Source organism: Aeromonas sp. TECH754, from assembly GCF_056279295.1.
Map to the genome: position 1 here is coordinate 3,175,426 of NZ_JBWBRA010000001.1, position 13,418 is coordinate 3,188,843.

The window sequence follows — 13,418 nt, forward strand, 5'->3', positions numbered from 1 at the left end:
GGCGCCAATAACGGAATAGCAAGAGGGCGACCCTGGGATCGCCCTCTTTCGTTGCACGACCCAAGAGTCACTGCGCGGTTTTCGAGTGGTTGAGACTGCACTGCTTGCCGGGATAGCCCGGCAGTCCCTTGGCCTTGCTGCTGCAGGCCAGTCGCTTGGCCTGACTGAGCCGATCCGCCAGATTGGCGGCATTGACCGGCAGCCAGTCCATCTGCTGGCCGAGCCAGCTGGCCCAGGCGAACTCGACGAAATAGACCTGATCCCGCTTGGCAAAGTAGCCCGCATCCTGCAGCTGCCCCGCCAGGGAGCGGTAGGGGTAATCTGGCAGCTCGCCGATCTGCTTGGGCAGTTGCTGCGGGGTCAGCGGCTGACCGCGCTCATCCTTCAGCCAGGCCCAGTGATGGTTCTGCATCTGGCTCCAGAAGCTCGCCTTGTCCTGCAACCGGGCGATGACCTTGACCCGGGCCTGCTTCACCCCCTGCTGCCACAGCGCCTTGGTCAGGTGATGGCGGTCCACCAGCCAGTAGCCGCCGTCCGGGGCGATGACCACGGGGATCTCTTTTTTCTTCATCAACTTGTCGAGCTGCTCCGGGCTCTTGTCCGCCAGCTCGCGCTGGGTGGCATCGACCTGCAACTGGCCCACCCCGCCCTGGGTCGGATGCAGCTGCGCTATGCTCACCTCGCACCAGCTCCCTACCTGGCTGGTTGGCTCGCAAGGCGCCAGCGCCCAGGCCCCCGGGCTCAGGATACAGGCCAATACCATCCATGCTCTCATCGTTCACTCCTCTGCCCCGCGCCAGCACGGGGGAATAATGGGGCGCCACGCCCGGCTATCACGGGACTCATGCTGGCGGTCTGACCAGCAAAGGAGATATCATGATTCCCCGTCTATCGGCGATGATTTCTCGCCGAGTTTTCTCCCCGCTTCACACATTTTGAAGGATTAGCCATGAAAGGATGGAGTCCCTTGCTGGCCCTGCTGGGCTGTGCCTGCGTCCAGGCCGCGGATGTTCCGCCCGGCACCCAACTCGCCGCCGAACAGGCGGTGGTGCGTCACCTGAAAGACGAGCCCACCAGCCTGAGTCCGCTCAAGCTGGTCGGTCTGCCCGAGCTGCAGGTGCTGAGGGATCTCTACGAGGGGCTGTTGACCCAGGGGCCCGATGGCAAGGTACTGCCCGGGGTGGCGATGCGCTGGGAGAACAAGGATAACCGACAATTCACGTTCCATCTGCGGCCGGATGCCCGCTGGTCCAACGGCGACGAGGTCAAGGCCAGCGATTTCGTCTACGGCTGGCGCAAGCTGGTGGATCCCAGGGAGGCGGCCACCTTCGCCTGGTTTGCCCAGCTGGCCCACTTCAATAACGTGGACGAGATAGTCGCGGGCAAGCTGGCTCCCGAGGCGCTCGGGGTGCAGGCCCTCGATGACCATACCCTGCAGGTGAACCTGTCCCAGCCGGTGCCCTACTTCCTGAGCCTGCTGACCCATCCCAGCCTGTCGCCGCTGCACCGGGCCAGCATGGAGCAATATGGCAGCCAGTGGACCCAGCCGGGCAAACTGGTCGGCAACGGTGCCTTCGTGCTGAACAACAGGGTGGTGAACGAGCGGCTGGAGCTGACCCCGAATCCCCATTACTGGGACAAGGCCCACACAGTGCTGACCAAGGTCACCTTCGTCCCCATCAACCAGGAGAGCGCCGCCACCAACCGCTATCTGGCGGGCGATCTGCAGATCACCGAGTCCTTCCCCAAGGAGCAGTACCAGAAGCTGATGAAGCAGATCCCGGGGGAGGTCTATACCCCGGAGCAGCTCGGCACCTACTACTACGCCTTCAACACCCAGCGGGCGCCGCTTGACGATGTGCGGGTACGCAAGGCGCTCTCCTACACCATCGATCGCGACCTCATCGCCAACAAGGTGCTCGGCACCGGGGAGAAACCGGCCTATCGCTTCACCCCGGACGTGACCGCCGACTTCGTGCCCAAGCCCAACGTTCTCTCCACCAGCAGCCAGCGCGAGCTGGATGAGAAGGCCAGAGCCTTGCTGAAAGAGGCCGGCTACGGCCCGGCCAAGCCGCTCAAGCTGACCCTGCTCTACAACACCGCCGAGATCCACAAGAAGATGGCGCTGGCCATCGCCAACCTGTGGAAGCAGAAGCTCGGCGCCGAGGTCGAGCTCACCAATCAGGAGTGGAAGACCTATCTCGACAGTCGCCAGAGCGGCCAGTTCGAGGTGATCCGCTCCTCCTGGGTCGCCGATTACAACGATCCGTCCGCCTTCCTCGGCCTCTGGGGCAGCCACCACAGCGGCAACATGGCCCGCTTCGCCAGCCCCCGCTACGACGCCCTGCTGACCCAGGCCAGCGGCAGCCAGGATCCGCGTGAGCGCGAGCGCCTGTTCGATGAGGCCGAGACCATCTTGCAGGAGGAGGCGCCGATCGCCCCCATCTACCAGTACACCAACGCCCGGCTGATCAAGCCCTGGCTCAAGGGCTATCCCATCAACAACCCGGAAGACGTGGCCTACAGCCGCCAGCTCTATCTGATCAAGCACTGATAGCGCTCAGCGGACGCCGACCTCATGGGGCCAAGCCTGGCTGGCCCCTCTTTTGGCACTATTTTCTTCTGCATTGTCGGCATAGAATGCTGCCTTTCTGCCTAATCTTCTCGTTAACTCTCTGCCCATATGCGCCTCCTACTCCTGCTCCTCTTGTTCTCCACCCTGCCTGCCCGGGCCACCATCGAACCCGAGTGCCGACAGGCCTTCACCGAATGGATGCTAAGCCAGCACCAGCAGTTCAGCGATCGCAAGGCCGACAAGATGGCGCGGCGCAACGCCGAGCGCGCCATCGATCAGGCCCGCGACGAATTTGCCAGGCATGAGAGCTTCTGCCAGACCATGGCCTGGGTCACAGACCAGCAGAGCCAGGATCCCCGCTTCAAGCCGAGGGCGGGTGAAGTTCACGATTTCACGTCCCTGCGCTGAGTCCGGGTTGAATACACCTTTGCATTGTCTCTTTTCGGCCTCCCCAGTGGCGATTAATTGACCTGAGCCAAGGTTGGGCCATGGCCCGCATCTACAATGAAGCCATCACAACGACACACAATAAAAACAAATTTATCAGTTACTTGGCTCAAATCAGGATGCGCACATGACCACCACCCAGCGAGAAGGGGAGATCCATTTTCCCGACCACATATCACTGATCTCGACCACGGATCCCGCCAGCCACATCACCTATGCCAACCAGCACTTCTGCGACGTGGCCGGTTACAGTGCCAGCGAGATGGACGGGGTCCCCCACAATCTGGTCCGCCACCCGGACATGCCCAAGGCCGCCTTTGCCGACATGTGGCGCCGGTTGCAGCAAGGCAAGAGCTGGATGGGGCTGGTAAAGAACCGCGCCAAGAGCGGCCAGTTCTACTGGGTCAATGCCTATGTCACCCCCATCCTCAACGAACGGCAGCAGATCATCGAGTACCAGTCGGTGCGCACCCGCCCGAGCGAGCAGGACATCGCCTGGGCGGATCAGCTCTATGCCCGGCTACGGGCGGGCAAGGCCCTGCCCTGGCTCAGCCGCCTCCCCCTGGAGCCGGGTCGGCTCAGCCTGCTGCTGTCGGGCATCTCCCTGCTTGGGCTGGGCACCAGTCTGGTCACGGGCCAGCCCGGGTGGAGCGCGATTCCCCTGCTCTGCCTGCTGGCGCAGATGGCCCATGGCTGGCACCTGCAACAGCGGCTGGCGCGGCTGCTGACCACCGCGGGCGAGGAGCTCGGCACCCCGCTGTGTCAGGTGCTCTACACCAAGCGGCAGGACAGTCTGGGGGCCATCGAACTGCTGCTGCGCATGAAGAAGGCCGAGCTCAGGGCCGTGGTGGGCCGCAGCGCCGACACCAACCAGCAGATCCTGCAGGCCGCCGAAGACGACAGGGGCCACATCCAGACCATAGACACCCACCTGCAGCAGCAGCGGCTCCAGAGCGAGCAACTGGCCGCCGCCATCACCCAGATGAGCCAGTCGATCCGCGACGTGGCCAACAACGCTCATCAGGCCAATGCGCTGGTGAGCGAGGTACAGCAGGTCTCCATCAGCGGCCAACAGGCGCTGGCCACCACCCGCTCGTCGGTCAACCGGCTTCATCACGAGCTGGATGCCAGCCAGGGCGTGCTGGCCCGGCTGACCCAGGACAGCCAGAAAATCAGCGGGATCCTGGAGGTGATAGGCCAGATAGCGGATCAGACCAACCTGCTCTCCCTCAACGCGGCCATCGAGGCGGCGCGAGCCGGCGAGCAGGGCCGCGGCTTCGCGGTGGTGGCCGACGAGATCCGGGCGCTGGCCCAGAAGACCCGCAGCTCCACCGGCGAGATCAGCGACATGATAGGGGCGCTGCAACAGAGCACCCAGCAGCTGTCCGATGGCATGATCCAGGGGGCCCAGACCTCGGCCCTCTGCCAGCAACACATGGGAGCCACCGCCGAGGTGCTCGACCAGATCAACCAGATGCTGGCCCAGGTCACCCACACCAGCGACGAGATAGCCCAGGCCGTCAGCCAGCAGGCGGACGTCACCAGCACCCTGGATCAGGGGATCCACCAGATCCACCAGCTGGCCAACCACACCGCCGACAGCAGTCGACTGGCGCTCGATGGCATCACACTCTTGGTGGAGCGGCTGCAAAATCTCTCCCGCCTGATCAACCAGTTCCACGACTGAGCCCGCTCCCCGTGTAGCCAGGCGCGTCTCAGGACGCGCTTCTGTTTTCCCCGCCTTCCCCGCCAAATACTCCCCATATGGGGCCTTTCATTTATTTGTAACAAAAATGTAAATGAAATGACCTCTGTGCCCGCCATAACAGTCAGTTTCCACCGTGCCTCGACCAAAAGGACTTCAATGATGCACCACCCCCTCCGTTATGCCTCCCTGCTGCTCGCCGGCTCCCTGCCGTTGCAGGCGCTGGCCGATACCGATGTCTATCTCACCAACAACGGCCCCGAACCTCTGCTGCTGGAGATCCGCCAAAGTGGCAGCGGTCAGCTGCAGCAAGGCAGCCAGTGGACTCAGCACAGGACTGAGCTCGGCCCCTGGGAGAGCGCCATGGTGCTCAGCTTCAATCGCTATGAAGGAGTGAAGGCGGGCAAGAACTATCTGTTCGAGACCCGGGTCACCACGGCCGGCGGCGACGTCTACCGCCTCAACCAGTTGATGGAGGGCACCTGGTGGAACACCACCTTGCAGCACGGCGGCGAGACGCCCACCGGCGCGTCCGGCTGGCAGAGCGACCGCGTCCTGCACCGCACCGAGGGCCCCCAGGAGCTGGCCTTCGCCGCCAAGTTCACCGGCCGCTACGACGATCTGCACTATATGCTGACCCCGCCTCAGCCCCGGGAGCAACCTGAGCCGGCGGAAGACAAACTGAAGGTTGCCAGCTACAACGTCTGGGCCCTGCCGGTGATCGCCTCCAGCATCGGCGAGCGGCTGACCCTGCTGCCAGAACACCTCAAGGGCTATGACGCCCTGCTGCTGCAGGAGGTGTTCGACGGCCGCCGCGCGGGCTTCCTGCAGGCGCTGGCGAAGGAGTATCCCTACCAGACCAAGGTGCTCGACAAGCCGGGCATCAACATCCACGACGGCGGTGTGGTGATCGTCAGTCGCTACCCCATAGTGCGGGAGGCCCAGCTGGTCTATCCCCAGTGCACCGGCACCGACTGTTTCGCCGACAAGGGGGTCATGTATGCGGAGGTGATCAAGGGCGGCAAGGCCTGGCATCTGTTCGCCACCCACACCGCCAGCTTCGACACCGACGAGGCGCGCAAGCTGCGCCAGATCCAGTTCGGCCAAATTCGCGCCCTGGCCGCCAGCCTCAAGATCCCGGCCACGGACGCCGTGATCTATGGCGGCGACTTCAACGTCAACAAGCGCAAGTTTGCCGGTGACTACGCCAACATGCTGGCCAATCTGAATGCCCATGCCCCCGCCTATGGCGGCTACACGGAGGCGACCTTCGACCCCAGGCTCAACCCCTATGCCGGCGGCCCCCTCTCCGGTGGCGCCAACGTCGAATACCTGGACTACCTGCTGGTGAGCCGGGAGTACGGCGCCGCCAGCCACAATCTCAACAGCGTCTGGATCCCCCGCACCAGCGACGGCAGCCTCTGGCCCGCCAGCAACCTCTCGGATCACTTCCCGGTCAAGGGGGAGATCAGCCGATGAGGCGGCGCCACGGGATCCTGGCGCTGGCCATAGTGTCGCTGCTAGTGTCGCTGCTGTTGCTCAACCTGAGCTGGCAGGACGAGCCGGCCGCCGCCACCGATGCCAGCCAGGATGGCACTAGCCCGCAGCAGGCTGCCCCGGTCCCCTCTCAGCCGGCACAAGCAGATCCACTACCGTTGGTGGTTGCTGCCAGCCAGACAGCCGCCGGGGCCCAGCCCCGCAGCTGGCGGCCACTGCCCGAGGAGGCCGAGGCTCAACTCGCCGGCGAGATCCAGCAGAGCGATGAGCCGCTGGATGAGCGGCTGGAGAGCCTGAGGAATGTGGAGGGCCAGTGGCCGAGCGAGGGGGAGAGCCTGACCCTGCTGCAGGGGCGCTATGCCCAGGCGCTGGCGCAGCTGGCCAGGGATAGCGAGCAGCTGACCCTGACCGAGCGGCTGGCCGCCCTGACCCGGTTGCAGGACGAATGGGCGGCGCAATACCCGGATCTGGCGGCAGACCTGTTCAATCCGGACGCCAGATTGCTGCAGGCGCGCCAGCTATGGGGGGATGAGGAGCTGGAAACCCTGGCTCACCACTTCCTGCCCGCCCCCCAGGCCGATGCCAGTCTGGCGTTTGCCGGTCAGCGTCAGCAGCAGCTGGATCAACGGACCCGCTATCAGCAGCAGCTGGCCGAGCTGGAGCAGCAGTTGGCGGCAAGTCAGGGAAACATGGATTCAGCGCGCTGGCAGCAACACAGAGAGGAGGCATTGAGCCAGTGGCGGCGTGACTTCTTCGCTCAGGAGCAGGCTCAGCGCTGAGCCATGGCGATCCGTCTTCTCCAGTGCCAAACCCGGGCGTCAATATCGGCCTGTCATGCCAGCCAATCGCCATGAAAAAAGGACCCGCATATGGGCCCTTTTGGTCACTTCGGGCCATCAGGCCAAGGGGTAGCTGGCGGCCAGACCGTTCTCGCATTGCCAGTTGGCCCACAGCTTGTTGTCGCTGCCCATCTGCAGGGTGGCGAAGTTGCGGGTGCGCAGGTAGACGGGGGCGCCAAACGGCTTGATGAGCTCGGTGCGGATCAGCCGGCTCTCGTCGAGATATTCGGGGTTGTCGTTGGTCATGGCGAGGATCCCCGTCCACTGGAACTGGGTCGGACAGGGATGCACTATGCCGGAGGAGACCAGCTGGTGCACATTCAACACCCCCTTCGCCCGCTTGTCCTGGATGACGCCGAGACAACCCACATGCACATCGCCGGACAGGATCAGGGTCTTCGACTCGACCTTGCCGGCCTTGTCGTTCTTGCGCCGCACGCGGGCGTTGTCCAGCAGCCGCATGATGAGGCGGGCCCGCTCCCCCTCGTGGGCCTTGGCGCGCCAGTGATCCTTGAGATCGTCGGTCAGCTCCTCCTCCCAGGGGGTGGCATCCAACGCCGCCTCGGTGAAGGAGAAATCCCGATAGACCACGGGCACCCCGGTCATCACCAGCAGGTGCCCCTCGTCGCAAACGGCCAGCGCTTCATTGATCTGATCCCACTGGCCCCGGCTCATCACCTGGGTCAGGGTGCGGGTCGCCCTGTTGTCCAGCGCCAGGATCTGGTAGCCCCGGAATGTCAGCCGCCAGGAGTGGTGGCCAAGGCTGGCATCGAGCAGTGACGCATTGGCGCCGGAGCGCAGCTGGAACAGCCGGAAGTATTTGGCCGCGGCGGCGTAGACGGCCTGATAGACCTCGCAGCCCTGCAGATCGGCAGGGTAACTACCCCAGCCATCGAAGATATCGTGATCGTCCCACATCATGGCGCTGGGGATGGATGCCAGCATGGAGGCCACCTCCGGGCGACTCCACTGCTTGCAGTAAAGCTCGCAATAGAAGCGGTCGAGCTGATCCACCATGGTGCGGGTCGCCTTGCGCTTGACCTTCTCCACCCGGTCCAGCTCGTTCCAGGCCTTGAGAGTCGGCACCGTGGTCCAGAGGGAGTCGGCATAGACCTGATCCCCGCCCATCAGCAGCAAGGAGAAGGGATTGCCCCTGTGCTCGGCGGCCAGCCGGTCCCACATGGCATAAGGCTGGGGGGTGGAGGTGAGCAGTTTGAAGTCGGAGAAACCGTTGCAGGAGGCATAGCCGATGTGCACCTTGTCCTGCTTGCCCGGCAGATGAAACTGCCACTGACTGGCCCCGGTCAGATCCCGGGCTGGCTCGCCATCTTGCAGGATCTCGTAGCCTATGGTGTTGCCCTCGGCCTTCAGAGGAGCCTTCCAGACCGCTCGCCAGAAGCCCCCCTTGGGAGTGTCCGCCTGCTTGACCGCGGCCAGCGTCTTGCCATTGACTCTGACGCTGGCCTCCTTGCAGCTTGCCTCTGCCACAAAACAGAGACTGTATTGCGTCTCCGACTCGAGCCCCAGCAAGGGGCCCATTACCAAAGTTGCCATCCGCGATTCCTCCATGATTGAACCCATGGATCATAGTGAAACCGGCGCCTTTTGATACTGCCCAGCCGGGCAGCTCATGCCGAAAGCGTGGCTTTAGCCTGCTCCGTCAGGCCTTGCCCTTGAACTGCTTGACGCTGCGCTTGTTGGCGGTGCGACGATTTGCCTGCTTGTCCCGAGGTGCCCGTTTGCCCTCGCCGCTGGCGGGCTGGTCGGTCACCGGGAAGCCGGACAGTTCGTTCAGGGGGAGTTCGCGCCCAGTCAGGGTGCGGATGCCCGCCAGCGTTTCGGCCTCGCCGTGGCAGACCAGCGACATGGCCAGCCCCTTGCGCCCGGCGCGGGCGGTGCGGCCGATGCGATGCACATAGACGGGGGCACTGGCGGGCAGATCCAGGTTGATCACCACCGGCAGCGCCTCCACATGGATGCCGCGCGCCATCAGATCGGTGGCCACCAGCACCCGTACCTTGCCGGACTTGAAATCCGCCAGCGCCTGCTCCCGCGCGACCTGATCCTTGTCGCCGTGCAAGGCCGCCACCGGGATGCCCGCCTTGGCGAGCTTGCGCGCCACCCCATCGGCATCGTCTCTGGCGCTGATAAACACCAGCACCTGCGGCCACTCCTGCTCCTTGAGCAAGGCGATCAGCGCGGGCACCTTGCTGCTGTTGTTGACCAGATAGAGCCGCTCCTCAATCTCGCTCACCAGGCTGTTGAGGGGATTGGCCTCGATGCGCAACGGATTCGTCAGCAGGCCGGTGGCCAGGCTCTCCAGCTCAGGGGGCAGGGTGGCGGAGAACAGCAGTTGCTGGCGCCCGGCGGGCATGGCATTCATCAACCACTGGATGTCGGGCCAGAAGCCCATCTCCAGCAGGCGATCCGCCTCGTCCAGCACCAGACAGTGCAGGTTGCTCAATCCCAGCACACGCTGCGCCAGCAGATCCCGCAGCCGCCCTGGGGTCGCCACCAGCAGTTGCGGCCCCAGCGCCAGCCCGGCCTGTTGCAGCTCCTGCGCCACGCCCCCGCACAGGGTCAGAACGCGCAACCCCAGCCCCTCGGCAATCCCCTGCAGCGCGGCCGTCACCTGCAGCGCCAGCTCACGGGTCGGCACCAGCACCAGCCCCTGTACCCGATCGGAGGCCGGATCCAGCCGCTGCAGCAGCGGCAGGCCGAACGCCAGGGTCTTGCCGCTGCCGGTCTGGGCCAGCGCCAGCAGATCCTGGCCCGCCAGTGCGGGCGGAATGGCCAGCTGCTGGATGCGGGTGGGGTGCTGCAGGTCGGTGGGCAGGGCGGCCAACAAAGCCGGGGCAAGGGTCAGTTCGCTGAAGGTCATGGGAGTGTCGAGTCAAGGAGTGGGAGGCGAAGTCTAGCCAGACCCATTCCATAAGTAAAAGGGTGTGACCGGATGCGCCGAAACCCGCAAGAAAAACGGCCCGCTCAGTGAGCGGGCCGTTAGCAATCAGAACGCGACTGAACTTACAGGGCAGCCAGGGCGGCAGCGTAGTTCGGCTCGTCGGCGACTTCGGCCACCAGCTCGCTGTGCAGTACCTTGTTGTCGGCATCCAGCACCACGATGGCGCGGGCGGCCAGGCCAACCAGCGGACCGGAGGAGAAGGCCACACCGTAGTCTTGCAGGAAGGAGACACCGCGCAGGGTGGAGAGGCTCACGACCTTGTCCAGGCCTTCGGCGCCGCAGAAGCGGGACTGGGCGAACGGCAGATCGGCGGAGATGCACAGCACCACGGCGTTGTTCAGGGCGCTGGCCTGTTCGTTGAACTTGCGTACGGAAGTGGCACAGGTCGGGGTATCGACGCTCGGGAAGATGTTCAGGATCTTGCGCTGACCGGCGAAGGCCGCCAGGGTCACGTCAGACAGGTCCTTGGCAACCAGGGAGAAAGGCTTGGCCTGCTCACCGGCAACGGGGAAATGGCCGGAGACGGAGACGGGGTTGCCTTGCAGGGTGACGGTATTGCTCATTGTTGTGTCCTTGATTATCGAGTGAGGATCCGGGTTCCCAGTATAGGCGCTGCCGACGGGGACAAACACCCGCCAACAAGAGGGATTTATCTCTTGCCCCATCGATCAATCCGGCCCGGAGAGGGAGAGAAGGGGCTTGACCTTGGACTTAACACCAAGGTTTACACTCGGTCCAATCATCCAGGATTTCGCACCGGCGGGATCCGTTCAAGAGGGACACATGATGAGCAAAACCTGCTGCAACCATTCGCACGCCTCCCCCATCAAGGCGATCAGCAAGGCAGCCACGCCTCAAGCCGAGCACAGCCACGACAGCCACTGCTGTGACAATGCGACCCCGATGAGCTGCGCCCCCGCCGCGTCTCCCCATGATCATCAGGAGCACGGCACCAGTGACTCGCCCGGGGATGAAGAGCCCCCCAGAGGGCCTTGTCAGAGCCAGGGTTGCTGCGACTCGCAGCCGACTCATGACCATGCCGGCCATGCTCATCAGGCTCATCAACAGGCCGCCGACAGCGCCGAGCCCCTGGCGTCCCCCGAGCAGAACAGCCGTCGCCACAGCTGGCAGGTGCTGGGGATGGATTGCCCGAGCTGCGCCCGCAAGATAGAGACCGCCGTCGGCCGGGTGGCCGGCGTGCAGCAGGCTCGCGTGTTGTTTGCCACCGAGAAGCTGGTGGTGGATCTCGCCCCCGGCCTCTCCCCCGATCCCGTCACCGCCGCCGTGCTGGCCGCTGGTTTTCGACTCAAGGGAGAGGCGCAGAGCAAGGCCACTGACACTACGCCGCGCAGCCCTCTGTTGGCACTGCTCGGCAAATATTGGCAGCCGCTCTCCTTGGCGGCCCTGATGGGGGTCGCAGCCCTGCTGCCCGACACCCTCGGCAAGCCGCTGTTTATCCTGGCCACCCTGTGGGGGCTCTGGCCCGTCGCCCGCAAGGCCTGGGCCCTGACCCAAAGCGGCTCCCCCTTCGCCATCGAGACCCTGATGACGGTAGCGGCGCTCGGCGCCCTCTTCCTCGGCGAAACCGCCGAGGCGGCCATGGTGTTGCTGCTGTTCATGCTGGGAGAACATCTGGAGGCCTATGCCGCCGGCCGCGCCCGCGCCGGGGTCAGCGCCCTGATGGCGCTGGTGCCCGACAAGGCGCTGCGTATCCGTCCCACGCCAACTGGTGATGTGCGGGAAGAGGTGGCGGCCGACGCGCTGCGTCCCGGCGACATCATAGAAATAGCCCCGGGTGCCCGCCTGCCGGCCGACGCCCGCCTGCTCGATGCCCTCGGGGCCTTCGATGAGAGCGCCCTGACCGGTGAGTCGATTCCGGTGGAGCGCCGCCAGGGCGACAAAGTGGCCGCCGGCAGTCTGGCGGCGGATAGAGTGCTGCGTCTCGAGGTCGTCTCCGAGCCCGGCAACAACGCCATCGACCGCATCTTGCATCTCATCGAGGAGGCCGAGACCCAGCGCGCCCCCATCGAGCGCTTCATCGACCGCTTCAGCCGCTGGTACACCCCGGCCATGATGCTGGTCGCCCTGCTGGTGGTGATAGTGCCGCCGCTGGCCTTCGGCCAGAGCTGGGACGAGTGGATCTACCGCGGGCTGGCGCTGCTGCTGATCGGCTGCCCCTGCGCCCTAGTGATCTCCACCCCGGCGGCGGTGACTTCCGCCCTGGCGGCGGCAACCCGGCAAGGGGCCCTGATCAAGGGCGGTGCCGCACTGGAGCGGCTGGCTCATGTCGACACCGTCGCCTTCGACAAGACCGGCACCCTGACCCTGGGCAAGCCACAGCTGACCGACCTCATCGGCCTGAACGACCGCAGCGAGGGCGAGCTGTTGGCACTGGCCGCCGCCATCGAACAGGGCTCCCACCACCCGCTGGCCCGCGCCGTGGTGGCTGCCGCGAATGAACAGGGGCTGAGCCTGTCTGCCGCCAGCGATCTGCGTGCCCTGCCGGGCATGGGGGTGGAAGGGCGCATCGACGGCACCCTCTGGCAACTGCTGGCGCCGAGCCGCATCGCGTCGTTGAGCGAGGAGATCCAGAGCCGGATCACCGGCCTAGAGACACAAGGCAAGACGGTGGTGGTTCTCACACAGGCGGATGCCGCACCGGCCGCCCTGCTGGCACTGCGCGACCAGATCCGGCCAGAAGCCGCGGCGGCGCTGCGGGAGCTGCGCGGGCTCGGGCTGCAGAGCATCATGCTGACCGGGGACAACCCCCGCGCCGCCGAAGCCATCGCCAGCGAACTCGGCATGGCGTGGCGCGCCGGCCTGCTGCCGGAGGGCAAGGTCGAGGAGATAGCCAAACTCGCCGAGGCGCAGAAGATCGCCATGATCGGGGATGGCATCAACGATGCCCCCGCCATGAAGCGTGCCAGCATCGGCATCGCCATGGGCGGTGGCACCGACGTGGCGCTGGAGACCGCAGACGCGGCCCTGACCCACAACCAGCTCGGCGGCCTTGCCGCCATGATCAGGTTGTCGCGCGCCGCGCTGGCCAACATCCACCAGAACATAGCCCTGGCGCTGGGGCTCAAGGCCATCTTCCTGGTCACCAGCCTGCTCGGCATCACCGGGCTGTGGATTGCGGTGCTGGCCGATACCGGCGCCACCGCTCTGGTCACCGCCAACGCCCTGCGGCTGCTGCGAAAGCGCTAAGACTGGCACAAACAAAAAGCCGCAACCCTGGGTTGCGGCTTTTCTTTATGCAGGCAATCAGACCCGCCCAAAAAATCAAAGCGCGGCTGATGATGACAGTCCGCGCCTTGTTCTTACTCTCTCGGCTTATCCCACCCTTGGCGAGGTGGAATTCAACCCGGGGCTGCCGAGCCAGCCCCGGACTCG

10 protein-coding genes are annotated in these 13,418 nt (G+C 65.0%); 6 read left to right on the forward strand and 4 right to left on the reverse strand.

What is annotated here, in order from left to right; translation table 11 throughout:
- Positions 1 to 67 precede the first annotated feature (67 nt).
- Positions 68 to 775 (reverse strand): ParB-like protein, encoded by a 708-nt coding sequence (locus ACZ9IL_RS14305; protein WP_476004093.1) that lies wholly within the window; start codon positions 773 to 775, stop codon positions 68 to 70.
- Positions 776 to 949: 174 nt separating this feature from the next.
- Here ACZ9IL_RS14305 and ACZ9IL_RS14310 point away from each other — a divergent pair, with 174 nt between their 5' ends.
- From ACZ9IL_RS14310 to ACZ9IL_RS14330, 5 genes are all read left to right on the forward strand, one after another.
- The gene (locus ACZ9IL_RS14310) at positions 950 to 2,554 is read left to right on the forward strand and encodes an ABC transporter substrate-binding protein (protein ID WP_476004094.1); all 1,605 of its coding nucleotides are present in this window, start codon (positions 950 to 952) and stop codon (positions 2,552 to 2,554) included.
- Positions 2,555 to 2,683: 129 nt separating this feature from the next.
- Positions 2,684 to 2,983 (forward strand): hypothetical protein, encoded by a 300-nt coding sequence (locus ACZ9IL_RS14315; protein ID WP_476004095.1) that lies wholly within the window; start codon positions 2,684 to 2,686, stop codon positions 2,981 to 2,983.
- A 166-nt stretch (positions 2,984 to 3,149) separates the two neighbouring features.
- Positions 3,150 to 4,709, forward strand: a complete 1,560-nt coding sequence (locus tag ACZ9IL_RS14320; protein ID WP_476004096.1) for a methyl-accepting chemotaxis protein — start codon at positions 3,150 to 3,152, stop codon at positions 4,707 to 4,709.
- A 180-nt stretch (positions 4,710 to 4,889) separates the two neighbouring features.
- Positions 4,890 to 6,206 carry a sphingomyelin phosphodiesterase gene (locus ACZ9IL_RS14325; RefSeq protein ID WP_476004097.1) on the forward strand — a complete coding sequence of 439 codons (1,317 nt, stop codon included), beginning with the start codon at positions 4,890 to 4,892 and terminating at the stop codon, positions 6,204 to 6,206.
- The gene (locus ACZ9IL_RS14330) at positions 6,203 to 7,003 is read left to right on the forward strand and encodes a hypothetical protein (protein WP_476004098.1); all 801 of its coding nucleotides are present in this window, start codon (positions 6,203 to 6,205) and stop codon (positions 7,001 to 7,003) included. The genes ACZ9IL_RS14325 and ACZ9IL_RS14330 overlap by 4 nt, the downstream gene beginning before the upstream one ends.
- 117 nt (positions 7,004 to 7,120) lie before the next feature.
- Here the strand turns inward: ACZ9IL_RS14330 and ACZ9IL_RS14335 are convergent, their stop codons facing one another.
- The 3 genes from ACZ9IL_RS14335 to tpx form a co-directional block, all read right to left on the reverse strand.
- Positions 7,121 to 8,617 carry an alkaline phosphatase D family protein gene (locus tag ACZ9IL_RS14335; RefSeq protein ID WP_476004099.1) on the reverse strand — a complete coding sequence of 499 codons (1,497 nt, stop codon included), beginning with the start codon at positions 8,615 to 8,617 and terminating at the stop codon, positions 7,121 to 7,123.
- Positions 8,618 to 8,723: 106 nt separating this feature from the next.
- Entirely contained in the window at positions 8,724 to 9,944 is a 1,221-nt protein-coding gene (locus ACZ9IL_RS14340; protein WP_476004100.1) for a DEAD/DEAH box helicase, read from the reverse strand.
- A 143-nt stretch (positions 9,945 to 10,087) separates the two neighbouring features.
- Complete coding sequence (gene tpx / locus ACZ9IL_RS14345; RefSeq protein WP_476004101.1) at positions 10,088 to 10,588, reverse strand: thiol peroxidase; 501 nt, start codon at positions 10,586 to 10,588, stop codon at positions 10,088 to 10,090.
- A gap of 223 nt (positions 10,589 to 10,811) precedes the next feature.
- Between tpx and ACZ9IL_RS14350 the strand changes: the two genes are divergently transcribed.
- Positions 10,812 to 13,232: a zinc/cadmium/mercury/lead-transporting ATPase gene (locus ACZ9IL_RS14350; RefSeq protein WP_476005358.1), complete on the forward strand. Its 2,421-nt coding sequence runs from the start codon at positions 10,812 to 10,814 to the stop codon at positions 13,230 to 13,232.
- Positions 13,233 to 13,418: the final 186 nt, after the last annotated feature.